A 14,255-nucleotide genomic window follows, 5' to 3' on the forward strand; every position below is an offset into this window, starting at 1 on the left:
ATATATATTAACAGCATTTAGTATTTAAAATATCGCAAGGATAATACATTTTTTTATTACAATGTGATAGATTTTAGTAAAAAATAATTAAAAAGATATTAAATGAAGTTTTATATAGATTCTGTAGCAGCTATAGCCCAAGGGAAAAGTAATATCTTAGATTTTAAAGAGATATCATACAGTGAAATGATAAATCAAGATATCAATATAGATACTAGTACCATTGCCCCTGCAATGAGAAGAAGATGTAGCAAATCTAGTAAAATAGCTTTATCAATATCTATACCGCAAATTCATAAACATAAAGTAGATGCTGTTGTATTTGCATCACAACATGGCGAGCTTGCAAATACGATTACTATATTTAAAGATATATCTAATCGCGAGATTCTATCACCAAATGCATTCTCACAATCTGTACACAACACTCCTACTGGACTTATGTCAATTCAGCAGAAATTAAAAATTCCTTTTAATTCAATAGCCGCTGGAACAGAAACATTTGAAATGGCTTTAATTGATGCTGTTACCCAGCTGCAAGATTATGACAATATCTTATTTACCTGCTATGATGATAATGTTCCAGAAATTTTTGAAGAACTTGATATCACTAATAATCTTGCTTACGGCATTAGTTTTATTATATCAAAAAAACCTATTTCAAATCTAAGTTCAGCCTTAAATATAGAAACTAACCATAAAAAATCACTATTACAAGAGTACAGCAAATTACCATCTGCAATTAGCTTTGCAAACTGGTATACTAATGAAAAGCGTAAGCCTCTACTATTACCAAGCATATCTATAGAAAAACTATTTAATTAAGTTATGTATAAATATTTAAATAAACTTTATCGTACCATCCTTACGGGATTTTGCTTTTTTATCTTTAGTTTCTTTGGTGCCATATTAGGTTATATATACTTTCCCTTAGTAAGAATTTTTATAAAAAATAAAAATACTCGTACCATACATGCACAACACACTATAAATATTGCTTTTAAGATTTTTATTGGAATTCTTCACCATTTTAGAATTATTAGATTTAAGTTTGAAGGTATTGAAAAACTTCATCAAGACAAAGGCTGTATTTTTATAGCTAACCACCCTACTTTGATTGACTATGTCGCTATAGTATCCAAGCTAAAACTTTGTGATAATATTGTCAAATTAAGCTTATGGCAAAATCCATACTATAAACATGTAATAGAAACAGCAGGATATATTCCTAATATAGATCCAGATCAAACTTTTAGTCGTCTTAATGAAATATTTGCAGAAGGTAGAAACTTACTAATGTTTCCCGAAGGAACTAGAACTAGCCCGAACACTCCCCCAAAACTAAAGCGGGGCGCTGCACAGTTAGCAATCAGAACTAATACTGCTATTAGAATGATACATATTTCATGTAATCCAGTCACTTTAACAAAAAATACCAAATGGTATAATATTGCTGAGACAACACCTTTGTTTAAGGTAATTGTTGGAGATAAGGTAAATCCTCAAGAATTCCTAGATGAGGCAGAAGGTGTACCATCTCTAGCTGCTCGAAGACTAACTAAATTTTTACAACATAGTCTCTCTACTAAACTGAACTTTTTATAAAAAGGTATTAAAAAAAATATGCAACAAGAAATAAAAGAAATGATTATTGAAATCCTTAATCTTGAAGATGTAACAGCTGATGAAATAGATGCTGATGCGCCACTTTTTGGTGATGGTTTAGGCCTAGATTCGATAGATGCTTTAGAAATAGGTGTAGCCTTGAAAAAGCGTTACAATATAAATCTTGAAGTTGCTAATGAAGATATCAAGAAGCATTTTGAATCTGTATCTTCTCTAGCAAAGTTTGTAGAAGAAAATCAATCTTAAGGATATATCAATGAGCTTTTCTAAAGAAAAAATTTTCACACAATTACAAGATATTCTTCATAATCTTTTTGAAATAGATAAAGATGAAATCACTCTGGATTCAAAGTTATATGAAGAACTTGATTTGGATAGCATCGATGCTGTTGACTTAATAGTACAACTTCAAGATCTTACTGGGCGTAAGTTCAAACCAGAAGAATTCAAATCTGTTCGCACTGTAGGAGATGTTGTAGATACTATAGTTGCCGCTTTAGGACAGGACTAGATTTTTTTCAATGAAATCCCTAGCTAAATTCTTTATCATATTAGTAATTATACTTTACCCATTTATTATTTTTGCAGGCTTAAGTTCATTATCAATTAAGTATGTTAGCTTAATTGTTATTCTAATTTTCATATTAAGGCTATTGATATTAAGAAAAGATTCTAATATTACTTGGAAACTTATTACCATTGTAGGAATAATATTAGCAGTAGTAACTATCTTGATAAATAATATTACTGCTATGCTTTTATACCCTGTTTTTGTAAATGTCAGTTTATTGTGCATTTTTTGTTACTCACTATTTCAAGAAAAAAGTTTAATTACAAAACTTGCAATTCGTATGAGTAAAGAACCTCTACCAATGTATGCTATAAAATATACATGGTATGTAACTTTTGCATGGTGTATATTTTTTGCTATAAATGCAAGTATCTCAATTCTTAGCGTTATAATAGGATCAATAAAGATATGGACACTATACAATGGTTTTATTAGCTATATCTTAATAGGATCAATGATGCTTATTGAAATTATCATTAGAACTATTGTTAGGAGACACTTTGAAAGAATCGCTTAAATCCGCATTAGACTTTTATGCACAAAATCTTTCTAAAACTGTATTTATTAAAAACTCTAAGAGTATCTCTGCAAAAGAGTTTCTTAAAAATATTAACTCATTAGCTAATCATTTTGATACTAAACTAAAAAGCAAAAATATAATTGCCTTATGTATAGATGATATCTACCTATTTTGCTGCTCTTGGATAGCTTGTCAGTATTTAGGTAAAACAACCCTTATGCTACCGAACAATAAGTCTGGAACAATCGCAAATCTTGCTGAGCAATACGATATTCTTGTAACTGAAGATGATCTAAAACTCTCCACAGAAACTACTAAAAACTATACCATAAAAGGCTGTGAAACTATATTTTTCACATCTGGATCAACTGGCAACTATAAAAGTTGCACAAAAACTATCAATAATATCGAGGAAGAATCATATTCTATAAATAAAGCTATAGAGAATTTTAAGCTCAAAGAAGCAAATGTATATACAACTGTTTCACATCAACATTTATATGGTTTTAGTTGGGCTTTGATATGGCCATTACTCTATAAAAAAATAATCCACACAGAACGACTATTTATACCCGAAGTTATACACAAAAAACTATGTCAAGATAATAGTATATTGGTAACTACTCCTGTGATTATTTCTCACCTTGAAGGTAATATTAATAAACCTATTACAAATTCACTTATTATTTCGGCTGCTAGTGAACTACCCACTAATGTCGCAATACAATTTCAAAACGACTACAACATACCTATTCTTGAGACTTATGGTAGCAGTGAAACTGGTGTGATTGCTTATCGGCAACCACCTAGTAATAGCTTATGGCAAGCTTTTAATAATGTTGATATTAGTACTGATTCTAATCAACTAATTGTTAAATCTCCTTTTTTTAATCAAGAAAAACTATTGATGCCAGATATCGTTGAGATGCACAATGATAAATTCAAGTTAAAAGGCAGAGCCGATAAGATTGTTAAAATAGCAGGAAATCGTTTATCACTCTCACAAATGCAAAATATACTTCTAAAACATGAGTTAATACAAGACTGTGCATGTATTAAACGTCAAAGCTATCGCGAATATATAGCTGTTTTAATATGCCTAAACCAAAAAGGAAATGATTTTCTAAAAGAATTTAATAAACAAAAATTAATTAATAAAATAAAGACCTATCTACTAAACTACTATCCAAATACCACTATACCAAAACAATGGCGTTTTGTAGCTGCTATACCTACTAACTCACAAGGTAAAAGAACACAGGAACTTTTAATCGAGGTTTTAGAGGATGGCCCCAAGTAATGATAAGTTTGACAATATTTAAACTTCTATGAGAAACTTTATTAAAGATTATGGTGGAATTAACTAACTATGAACAAACATCTTAAAATAAATAATATAACGACTCTTGATGATCACACTACTTTGGTATCTGCACAAATACTTAAAGAATGTGATTTCTTTAAAGGTCATTTTCAAGAACAACCTATTTTACCAGGCATAGCTCAAGTAGATTTTGTTATAAACTTAGCAAGTGAAATATTTAATATCGATAAATCATCTTTTGGTAACATTCCACAAATAAAATTCAAAAAAGCTATCCTACCAGATGATAACTTAGACATAAAACTCTCAAATAAAAACAATATAGTTTCATTTGAATTTCTATTAAAAGGCCAAACTGCATCACTAGGTAAAATAAAATATGAAAGCTAGCAGTTCATGTAATTTGTGTATTGTTATACCAGTTTATAATCATGGTAAGCAGCTACCAAATACTATAGAAAATATTAGTAAGTATAATTTACCAATTATACTTATAGATGATGGAAGCCAAGATAACACTAAAGAAGTTATTAAAAAGATTGCTAACGAATTTAAAAACATCATTCTGACAGAGTCATTTGACAAAAACCAAGGCAAAGGAGTAGCTGTAAGCTATGGAGCTAACTTAGCTTTTGAAATGGGCTATACCCATATGTTACAAATAGATGCCGATGGTCAACATGACTCTAATGATATTCCTAAATTTATTCAGGCAATGCAAAATAATCCCCAATCCTTAATATCAGGTATGCCGATATACGATGATAGCATCCCTAAAAGTAGGCTTCATGGTCGAAAAATCACTAATTTCTGGGTAGCTATAGAAACTTTATCATTTAACTTAAAAGAGTCAATGTGTGGTTTTCGTATCTATCCATTACAAGCTTATATAAAGTTAATGAAAAAAAGATCTTTCTCTATAAAAATGGATTTTGATATAGATGTTATTGTAAGAATGTATTGGTTAGGATTACCTATCATCTATATAAATACTAAAGTAATTTATCCACAAGATGGCTACTCTAATTTTAGAATGTTTAAAGATAATGTCAGAATATCATGGACTCATACAAAATTAGTTACTGGCATGATCCTTAGACTACCGATACTACTATGGAGAAAGATTAGGTGAAACATTGGACTAAGATAAAAGAAGCTGGTGGCTTATTTGGACTTAGAACCACACTTATTTTATTCCATATCTTTGGTCGTAGACTTACTTACTTAATCATGTCTGTAGTTATGATTTACTATTTCTTATTCTATAAAAGTGCTCGTAGCTACTCTTTCAAATATATTCAACATCTTAATAAAAACATAAAATCATCAAAATTATGGCTTTATAGCTTTAAGCACTTCTTAGCTTTTGGTGAGATGATAATAGATAAAATTGCCGTTTGGAGTAATAAAATCACTATAAACAACGTAAACTTCACTGAAGAAACTCGAGAAGTTATGAGCCAGGCAATCAAATCTAAAAAAGGTGGTGTTATTTTTACTGCCCACTTAGGTAATTTAGATGTTGCAAGATCGTTAGCTGACTTTGATAGTGATATGAAAATAAATGCTTTAGTTTTTAGTAAACAAGCTCCTACTTTTAATAAACTTCTTACAAAGATAAATCCTAAATACTCGATAAATATGATATGTATCCAAGAAGTCACTCCTAATTTAGCAATCGAGTTATATCAACGTATAGCAGATGGTGAGTTTGTTGTTATTGCAGCTGATAGGACTTCTGTAACTAAACCTGAGAGAAACCTTAGCTTATCTTTTTTAGATGACACCGCATTTTTTCCTCAAGGTGCTTTTATATTAGCTAGTATTCTAAAATGTCCTACATATTTTATGCTATGCCCAAAAATAGATCGTAATAACTTCGACTTTATTTTCAAAGAATTCGAGCAAGATGGGATTGTATTAAATAGAAAAACAAAGCAAAAAGATCTAGAAAAGTATGCACAGAAATACGCAAATATGCTCGAATTGTATTGTAAAAAATATCCCAAACAATGGTTTAATTTTTTTGATTTCTGGCATCAAGGAGAAAGATAAATGATTAAAGATAGCCTATTTACACATACTTACAAAATGACTATTCCATTTTTTGATGTCGATATGCTTGAGATTGTTTGGCACGGTAATTATGTCAAATATTTTGAAATGGCTAGATGTAGTATGCTCAAAGAAATCGGATATGACTATATGGACATGAAAAATGATGGTTTTGCTTGGCCTATAGTTGATCTGAAAGCCAAGTTTATAAGACCTGCAAAATTTGGACAGGAAATTAATATTTATTGTGACTTAGTTGAGTTTGAGAATAGGCTAAAAATAAACTATACAATTACAGATAGCTTAACTAAAATAAAATTATGTCAAGGTTATACAATTCAGCTAGCTGTAGATATTGATAAAAGAGAAACTTGCTTTGTGACGCCCCATCAATGGCAACAAAAAATAAAAGAGATTATAAAAAAATGAAAAAAATATTTTCCGTAATTAGTGCTTTGTTTGTTATTGTAATACCATTATTTGCTTCAAATATAGATAATAGTTCAAACTTCCAAGCCGTTGAAAAACAGCTAACTAAAGATACAAACATCTCAGGTAAATTTATACAAGTTAGACAGATATCAGGTTTAAGCTCTAATCTTAAATCATCAGGTACTTTCAAGCTAAGTAATGACGGCTCTTTATTATGGCAACAGCAAAAACCAATAAAAACTACGATGCAAATGTCCAAAGATAAGCTTACACAAACTATTATGGATAATCCTCCAACAATTCTTACTCGTGAAGATCAACCTGTAGTTTTTACCTTTACAAGTGTTTTCATGTCAGTATTTAAAGGTGATACAAAAACTATATCTGAATATTTTGATGCGAATTTCAAAGGTAATACACAAAAGTGGAGCATTTCTCTTAAACCGAAAGCTAGCCCATTAAATAAAGCTATAAAAGAAATAACTCTTAAAGGTGGTAAATATATTACAAATATTGAAGTTGCTGACACCCAAGATAATATAATAAAGATAAAACTTTTTGACATTACAACACAGTAATAGTTATGGTTAATAAATATTTAATTCGTCTGATTATCTGGGGATTGATAGTTCTAAGTAGCTTGTTTCTCTTTATTGTTATAATAACTAAAGGCTTAAATCTAAACACAAATATACTAGCACTATTACCCAATCAACAAACATCGCCTCAACTAACAGCTGCCTCAGATAAATTCTCTAATAGAATAAGTAATGATGTTGTCTTTTTAATAAGCTCAAAAGATCAACCCGAAGCGATAAACTCCGCAGCAAAATTTAGTAAACTACTACAACAAAGTAATAATTTCACAAGCATTAATGCAGGTGTAAGCCAAAGCCAACAGCTATCTTGGGCAAAATTTTACTTCCCATATAGACTACAATTACTCAGCAATAAAGACAAAGAATTATTAGCTAATAAAGACTATAAAAGATTGTACCAAAATGCTCTTGCTAATATATATAATCCAACAGGCATTGTTAATCATAGCTTACTTAATAACGACCCTTTCTTTACATATCAAAACTATCTTTTTGATTTACCTAAGCCAAGCTCTAACCTGAAGCTTAAAGAAGGCTTCTTGGTAGCCAAGAAAGATAATCATTACTATGTGCTTATTAAAGCTGAAATTAAAGGACAAAGTTTTTCTTTAACAACTCAAACAGAAATCATTAAAAGTATTAATAATGCCATCAAGCAAGTATCTTCAAATAAAGTTAGTGTGCTAAAAACTGGTATGCTATTTTATGCAAATGCTGGAGCCGAAGATGCTCATCATGAAATAAACACTATCGGCATAGGCTCAATAATCGGTGTTTTGCTTTTAATAATTCTAACATTTAGATCAATTACTCCTTTATTTTTCACACTCCTTTCAATCTCTTGTGGATTTATCGCTGCATTTGTTGTTACACACTATATATTTGGTAGTGTTTTTTTATTTACACTAGTTTTCGGCGCAAGCTTAATTGGGATATCTGTAGATTATGCTTTTTTCTACTACTCCGAGAAATTATTAGCTGATGCTAACTGGACACCTAAAATAGGTCTAAACCGAATTTTCAAAGGTATAACCTTAGGCCTTTTAAACGTTATTATTGCATTTTTAATTATATCTGTAGCTCCCTTCCCAGGACTACATCAACTAGCAATTTTTGGCATTGTTGGTTTGAGTGTATCATACTTAACTGTAATATGCTTTTTCCCTTATATCATTAATACCAGATCAAAAGCTCATAAGAGTATTCCGTTATTAAAGCTTACAGATAAATATCTAAATATATGTAAAAACATTAGTACAAAAAAGATCATCATTATATTAGTAGTTCTATGCATAATAACCATTATTGGACTCTATAAAATAAAACCTAATGATGATATTCACATACTGCAATCAACTCCTAAAAAACTTAAAAATGAAGAAAACCAACTTAAAAGCATAATTGGTAGTGATATGGGTCTTAGCTATATTATCGTTTTGGCTAAAAATGATAATACTTTACTAACTAAAACAGATAATGTAACAAATATTATTCGCAAGAATTTCATCAATATTAAAAATCCCCTAATTAGCATAAGCGATTATATTCCAAGTATAGAGCAACAACAACAAAACTATAACGCTATACAGAGGTTTATTAAAACTAAGTATCCTTCAGAATATCTTAGCCAAATAGGTTTTTCAAAAGCTCAACAAACAGAGATATTAGATAAAATTAAAACCACAAAATTTAAACCTTTAGAACTATCTAGCTGGTTAAATCAACCTGTCTCAAAACAAATTAGATTCCTATGGTTGGCAAATCAGCCTAATGGCTATAAAGCCTTAGCTATAACACTTTCAAAAGATATAGATATTTCTAAGCTACAGAATTTACTTAGCTCCATAGATGATGTTTATGTTATTGATAAGGTAACTCAAATAAGTAATATTTTTGGTCATTATCGCAATGTTATCTCTTATATTATGGTAGTTGTATTTATGCTTTTATGGCTAGGCCTAGCAATTAGATATTCTATTAAAAAATCTCTAGTATATATATTAGTACCATTATTATCATGTCTACTGTCTGTGGCATTCTTAGGGTTATTTAATATTCCTCTTACATTATTTAGCATACTTGCAACAATTCTTGTTTTGGGAATCAGTATGGATTATGTTTTATTTATAGCTGAAAGTGATAATAGGTTCAGTAGTACTATGCTAGCCCTATCATTATCCGCTATCACAACCATTCTGTCATTTGGACTTTTAGCACTAAGTAATACCCCAGCTATTGAATATTTTGGTTTAACTGTATTAGTTGGAATTACAGTGGCATTCTTATTAGCTCCTATAGCAATTAAGGTACAGTATTATGAAAAATAGAATTTTAGTGATTTTTTTTATATTTTTTTTTCTAAGTAGTTGTTCTTTATTTCAGACAAAACAGAAAATAGATGTAAAAGTAGCTATCACGCCAAATAACACAGTAACACTACCACAACCAGATCAATTAGGGCTTAATAAAACAATTTCTCAAATAGTCTCTGCTACATATTATGATAAAAATGGTAAACAAAAGAATCTAACCTCTAATATGGTTATTGAAGTTAATTCTAAGCATATTGTAATGATAGCTTTATCAGGTTGGGGAAGCTCTTTATTTAAGCTTGATTATGATGGTTCAAGTATACAAAGTAGTAGCCTACCAATGCCAAATAAGAATATTGGTGTTAAGCAAAGTCTTATTGAATTTATTATAAGCCAAGCTCCAATTAATGTTGTACAAAAAATGTTTGCTAATACAGATATTACAGTTTCAGAACAAGCAAACCAAAGAGCTATAATGACAACTAATGGCAAGAAAATATTAGTAATAAAATATAGCAATAATAGCAAGAAGATTTCTATTCATAATTATCATTATAACTATACGATTAATATTACAAATTTAAATTAAATTTAAATAAAAAATCATTCGAATTCATTCTCAATTTCTTCAAGAGTTTTACCAGCTGTTTCTGGAACGAATCTTTTAACAATCCAAAAATAAATGCATGAACTTATAAATAGCAAGCTAAACATTACATTAAAGCCCCAGTTTTGCCCTACTTTTAAAAAGTAACCTATAAAGTAAAATGAAAACAACATTGATATAACTCCTGCCATAAATATTCCCATTATTCTTACTCTATTTGGTAATAATTCATTTATAAGAGTTACAATCACTCCAGAAGGTCCAAATGCCAATCCTGCTATACATGTTGTTAATAAAAGAATCACAAATATATAGTTGTATGTAAAATTAGGAAGACTATATAAAATAACTAGTCCTAACATGCTAATTAAACCAACTGTTAAGCCTGTATAGATAACCTTTTTTCTACCCCACTTATCAATAAAAAATATCGTCAAAATTGTAATAATGAAGTTAACAGTTAAGATAAGAAAGTTAGCAGCATGAGCAACATAACTACTTGCTGTTAATGGTGCGATTATCAATTCAGATGAAAAAACTATAAAGTTAATCCCTGTAAGCTGGTTTAAAATTAAAACTATAGTAACTATCGCTACAGGCCAGATATCTTTGCCTATAAAAATCTTGCTCATAAGTGTTTTAGGAGCATGCGTTCTTAAACTAACCTTAATATCTTCTATATGCTTGTTAATCTCTTTATCTGTTAGATTAGGTTGTGTCTTTTTAATAACATCATACGCTGTATCAATTCTATTTTTAAGTACTAACCAAGTTGGACTAGATGGCAGAAAGCTAGAAGTAATTAATAAAACAATACCAATGCTCAAAGTTATGTAAAAATACTCACTCCAGTCAAATGATTTGTAGAATAAGAATATTAAAACCCCAGAAAGACACATACCTGCAGTCCATAACAACTGAAACAATGCCACATACCTACCACGCCTATCTGCTGGAGAGATTTCTGTTATGTATATAGGAAAGGCATAAGATCCTAATAAAATAGATCCTCCCTGAATTAACCTTGCAATGATCAAAGTCTCATACCCTTGGGCTATTACAAAGATATAAGTTCCGATAATATAAAATATAACAAAAATTAAAATCATAAATTTTCGCCCAATATAATCAGTAGCTAGCCAAATAATTTTTGCAAAAACGCCACCTAGAAATACTAAACCAAGTAGTATTGATAACTGATGAGTATTCAAATGAAAGCTATGGCTAATCTCCTCACCAACTCCGCCGACGATAGCCAAAGCATAACCACCTAATATTGCAGCTATAATATACACAGTCAATATATATTTAAAACTATATCTAAAACTTAAATTCACAAATATCTCCTATATTCCTAACTCATCATAAATTGAATCTATTAATTGCCCATATAAACCTGTTCTAAATGTTTTGCCCTCAAATATTCTAGGGTAAATAATAGGACTATGTACGCTATTGCTCATAATCATTATAGTAATTTTATTCATAGGATCTGAAATAAAACATTGTCCAGTAAAACCTGTATGTCCTATTGTTTGATTACTACATCTTTCCCCAAACAAATATCTATTTTTTCGACCTTTTGCAGTCCAAAATCCTAAAGCAAAAGCCTCGTTTGTATCGCATGGCTGACTAAAAAGTTTAACTATATCTTGTGAGAAGAAAGTATTATCTTTATATATTAGTTGCGCTAGCTTAGTTATATCATCAACTGTTGAAAATAATCCTGCATGTCCAGCCACTCCTGCCATAGAATATAGAGCCTTCTCATCATGCACATAGCCTCTTAGAGTATCTGTTTTTATATTATTAAAGTTTGTTGTACCAAAATTACAATGTCCATCTACTTGCGTTGCGACAATTTCTTCTGGTGAAAAGCCTTTTTCTAAAGGGTTAAAGCATGTTGATTTTAATCCTAATTTGGAATAAATATTCTCTTCAAGAAAAATATCTAGTCGCTGCTTTATAATAGCTTCAATTACACATCCTAATATCTGCATGCCAATATCGCTATATATGCAATATTTATGTGGCGACTCTAATATTGCCATTTTTGTTTTTAGAAACTCTACAGTTGTATTACGATCTTGGCTATATAATGAACCAGCAGTATGATTATTATAAAAATCAAAAAATGGCGCGACTCCACTGGTATGGCTAAGTAAATCACGAACACTTGGAATATAGCTTGTATTAGTAAATTTAAATTCAGGGATATATTCAGTGATTAAAGCATCTAAATTTATAAGGTTGCGTTGATAAAAATACATAATCGCATAAGTTGTAGCAAAAATTTTTGTTAGAGACGCAATATCAAATAACATATCCGGTTCTAAAACTTGAGGGTTTCTAAGCTTTTTACCCTCTTTGTCATACCGACAAGCATAACCGAAAGTATTTCTATAAACTTCTTTATCCTGGTGTAAAACACCTATAGTAGCTCCAGGAAAACCATGTTCGATATCATAATTAATAATACTTTCTAATTTAGGAAAACTCATTTCATGATAAAAAATAATTTCTTATGATTTATATTAAATCACACACTGAAACAATTTTATTATAAAAAAACATACCAAAAGAGATTTTATATAATTGAAGTGCTAACTTAGCCTTGCCACGGCACATGGATCAACTGTTACCGTTGCTTCCTTCCGGATCTGGCGGGGTTCACAACCTACCATTGCGTGGAAACCAAGTTAGCAATGCATATGTTACTAGATATATCTATAAATTACAAGCCATCAAAGCAAATTCCATTATCTAATATAAATTGGTATTATTAAGCCAAAAGCATTCACAAAACCAATGAAAGATGATTATAGTAATATCTCCAGCAAAAAGTCAAAACTTTGACTCTTTAAAAGAAAAATACAAATTTACACAACCAATATTTAAAGATCAGATAAATCTTTTGATTAATAAGCTTAAGCATTACGAAGTAGATGAAATTGAAAAGCTTATGAAAATTAGTCCTAAATTAGCTCAAGAAGTATTTGATAAACACAATATTTTTGATCCAGATAACTATAATACTTCAAACTCAAAAGCTGCTATTTTCACATTTAGTGGTGATGTTTATAAGGGTTTAGATGCTGAGACTCTTGATACTAAAACAATCAAATATGCTCAAGATCATTTACTAATGCTCTCTGGGCTATATGGCCTTATCCGCCCTCTTGATTTAATGCAAGCTTATAGACTAGAAATGGGGACAAAAATAAAGATTGATGAAAAAATTCTACACAAATACTGGCAAGATAAAATTACATCTCAATTGAATAAGTTTTTTACTACACAGAAAAATAAAACTCTAATTAATCTTGCTTCGAATGAATATTCACAAGCAATAGATAAGAAAACTCTTAATGCTAAATGGTTAGATATAGATTTTAAAGAGAACAAAAATGGCACATTTAAAACTATTGGCATTCATGCTAAGAAAGCTCGTGGATTAATGACAAGATTTATCCTTGAGAATCAAATAGAAGATATTAGTGGCATTAAAAAGTTTAATATTGCAGGATATGAATTTAACCAAGATCTATCTAAAAAAGATCTTATTTGCTTTACAAGATAACTATGAAAATAAAAATAATATCTCTCGGAGAAAAGCCTCCTAAATGGGTTATAGATGGATTTAATGAGTATAAAAAAAGACTTAGTAAAACTATCCCACTTGAACTAATAGAGCTGCCAATAGCAAAAAGAACTAAAACAGGTAATCCAAGTATCTGGATGGAGCAAGAAGCTAAGATAATTTTAAGCAAGATCAACAATTCTGATCACTTAGTGATTCTTGATGTAAAATCTAAAATCATATCTACAGAAGAACTAGCTGATAAAATGCAAAACTGGAAATTTAATAATCCAAATGTTGTAATATTAATCGGGGGTCCAGATGGAATTCATCAAAGTATTAAAGATCTAGCTAAGGAAAAAATATCTATATCTAAAATGACTTTTCCACATCCTATTGTGCGTATTATTATCGCAGAACAGTTATATAGAGCTTATACAATTTTAGAAGGTCATCCATACCACAAATAAAGAAAAGCCTAACTAAATATTAATACAAACTTGTTATTTTTTAACTATGCCTGTTAATTTTAACAATATTAAATTTGCTCTAAATTAAGCTATTATTTTATATATCAAAAGTTGTTGTTTTAGTAAAAAAAGCATATAAACTCAAAATATGCCCATAGT

General features: G+C 29.9%; 18 protein-coding genes and 1 other RNA gene. 15 read left to right on the forward strand and 4 right to left on the reverse strand.

The window, feature by feature from the left end:
- The first annotated feature begins 102 nt into the window (after positions 1 to 102).
- Genes F7310_RS08770 through F7310_RS08785 form a run of 4 tightly spaced genes read left to right on the forward strand, consistent with a single transcriptional unit; the run spans position 103 to position 2,137 of the window.
- Positions 103 to 825 (forward strand): beta-ketoacyl synthase chain length factor, encoded by a 723-nt coding sequence (locus F7310_RS08770; protein ID WP_072713218.1) that lies wholly within the window; start codon positions 103 to 105, stop codon positions 823 to 825.
- 3 nt (positions 826 to 828) lie between these two features.
- Positions 829 to 1,605: a lysophospholipid acyltransferase family protein gene (locus F7310_RS08775; RefSeq protein ID WP_072713219.1), complete on the forward strand. Its 777-nt coding sequence runs from the start codon at positions 829 to 831 to the stop codon at positions 1,603 to 1,605.
- 18 nt (positions 1,606 to 1,623) lie between these two features.
- On the forward strand, positions 1,624 to 1,872 hold the full coding sequence (locus tag F7310_RS08780; protein ID WP_072713220.1) for a phosphopantetheine-binding protein: 249 nt from the start codon (positions 1,624 to 1,626) through the stop codon (positions 1,870 to 1,872).
- Between the two features lie 10 nt (positions 1,873 to 1,882).
- A complete protein-coding gene (locus tag F7310_RS08785; RefSeq protein WP_072713221.1) occupies positions 1,883 to 2,137 on the forward strand; it encodes an acyl carrier protein in 255 nt (84 codons plus the stop codon).
- A 54-nt stretch (positions 2,138 to 2,191) separates the two neighbouring features.
- Here the strand turns inward: F7310_RS08785 and F7310_RS10715 are convergent, their stop codons facing one another.
- Positions 2,192 to 2,422 (reverse strand): hypothetical protein, encoded by a 231-nt coding sequence (locus F7310_RS10715; protein WP_236939862.1) that lies wholly within the window; start codon positions 2,420 to 2,422, stop codon positions 2,192 to 2,194.
- Between the two features lie 55 nt (positions 2,423 to 2,477).
- Here F7310_RS10715 and F7310_RS10720 point away from each other — a divergent pair, with 55 nt between their 5' ends.
- The 9 genes from F7310_RS10720 (at position 2,478) to F7310_RS08830 (ending at position 10,028) form a co-directional block, all read left to right on the forward strand.
- Positions 2,478 to 2,714 (forward strand): COG4648 family protein, encoded by a 237-nt coding sequence (locus F7310_RS10720; RefSeq protein ID WP_236939863.1) that lies wholly within the window; start codon positions 2,478 to 2,480, stop codon positions 2,712 to 2,714.
- The gene (locus tag F7310_RS08795) at positions 2,698 to 4,017 is read left to right on the forward strand and encodes an AMP-binding protein (protein WP_072713223.1); all 1,320 of its coding nucleotides are present in this window, start codon (positions 2,698 to 2,700) and stop codon (positions 4,015 to 4,017) included. The genes F7310_RS10720 and F7310_RS08795 overlap by 17 nt, the downstream gene beginning before the upstream one ends.
- 69 nt (positions 4,018 to 4,086) lie before the next feature.
- Positions 4,087 to 4,431 carry an ApeI family dehydratase gene (locus tag F7310_RS08800; protein WP_072713224.1) on the forward strand — a complete coding sequence of 115 codons (345 nt, stop codon included), beginning with the start codon at positions 4,087 to 4,089 and terminating at the stop codon, positions 4,429 to 4,431.
- On the forward strand, positions 4,421 to 5,173 hold the full coding sequence (locus F7310_RS08805; RefSeq protein WP_072713225.1) for a glycosyltransferase family 2 protein: 753 nt from the start codon (positions 4,421 to 4,423) through the stop codon (positions 5,171 to 5,173). The genes F7310_RS08800 and F7310_RS08805 overlap by 11 nt, the downstream gene beginning before the upstream one ends.
- Positions 5,170 to 6,096, forward strand: a complete 927-nt coding sequence (locus F7310_RS08810) for an LpxL/LpxP family acyltransferase (RefSeq protein ID WP_236939864.1) — start codon at positions 5,170 to 5,172, stop codon at positions 6,094 to 6,096. The genes F7310_RS08805 and F7310_RS08810 overlap by 4 nt, the downstream gene beginning before the upstream one ends.
- The gene (locus F7310_RS08815; RefSeq protein WP_072713226.1) at positions 6,097 to 6,525 is read left to right on the forward strand and encodes an acyl-CoA thioesterase; all 429 of its coding nucleotides are present in this window, start codon (positions 6,097 to 6,099) and stop codon (positions 6,523 to 6,525) included.
- Positions 6,522 to 7,106 (forward strand): outer membrane lipoprotein carrier protein LolA, encoded by a 585-nt coding sequence (locus F7310_RS08820; protein WP_072713569.1) that lies wholly within the window; start codon positions 6,522 to 6,524, stop codon positions 7,104 to 7,106. The genes F7310_RS08815 and F7310_RS08820 overlap by 4 nt, the downstream gene beginning before the upstream one ends.
- A 5-nt stretch (positions 7,107 to 7,111) precedes the next feature.
- Positions 7,112 to 9,454: an MMPL family transporter gene (locus F7310_RS08825; protein ID WP_072713227.1), complete on the forward strand. Its 2,343-nt coding sequence runs from the start codon at positions 7,112 to 7,114 to the stop codon at positions 9,452 to 9,454.
- Positions 9,444 to 10,028: a DUF3261 domain-containing protein gene (locus tag F7310_RS08830; protein WP_072713228.1), complete on the forward strand. Its 585-nt coding sequence runs from the start codon at positions 9,444 to 9,446 to the stop codon at positions 10,026 to 10,028. The genes F7310_RS08825 and F7310_RS08830 overlap by 11 nt, the downstream gene beginning before the upstream one ends.
- Positions 10,029 to 10,042: 14 nt before the next feature.
- Here F7310_RS08830 and F7310_RS08835 read toward each other — a convergent pair whose 3' ends face one another.
- The 3 genes from F7310_RS08835 to ffs form a co-directional block, all read right to left on the reverse strand.
- On the reverse strand, positions 10,043 to 11,383 hold the full coding sequence (locus F7310_RS08835) for an MFS transporter (protein WP_072713229.1): 1,341 nt from the start codon (positions 11,381 to 11,383) through the stop codon (positions 10,043 to 10,045).
- A 9-nt stretch (positions 11,384 to 11,392) separates the two neighbouring features.
- Positions 11,393 to 12,547 (reverse strand): serine hydrolase, encoded by a 1,155-nt coding sequence (locus F7310_RS08840; protein ID WP_072713230.1) that lies wholly within the window; start codon positions 12,545 to 12,547, stop codon positions 11,393 to 11,395.
- Positions 12,548 to 12,649: 102 nt separating this feature from the next.
- Positions 12,650 to 12,746, reverse strand: an RNA gene (gene ffs, locus F7310_RS08845) — signal recognition particle sRNA small type.
- A gap of 115 nt (positions 12,747 to 12,861) precedes the next feature.
- Between ffs and yaaA the strand changes: the two genes are divergently transcribed.
- Positions 12,862 to 13,626: a peroxide stress protein YaaA gene (gene yaaA, locus F7310_RS08850; RefSeq protein WP_072713231.1), complete on the forward strand. Its 765-nt coding sequence runs from the start codon at positions 12,862 to 12,864 to the stop codon at positions 13,624 to 13,626.
- Between the two features lie 2 nt (positions 13,627 to 13,628).
- Entirely contained in the window at positions 13,629 to 14,096 is a 468-nt protein-coding gene (gene rlmH / locus F7310_RS08855) for a 23S rRNA (pseudouridine(1915)-N(3))-methyltransferase RlmH (protein WP_072713232.1), read from the forward strand.
- The last annotated feature ends 159 nt before the right edge of the window (positions 14,097 to 14,255 follow it).

This window comes from Francisella uliginis (assembly GCF_001895265.1).
Taxonomy (GTDB): Bacteria; Pseudomonadota; Gammaproteobacteria; order Francisellales; family Francisellaceae; genus Francisella; species Francisella uliginis.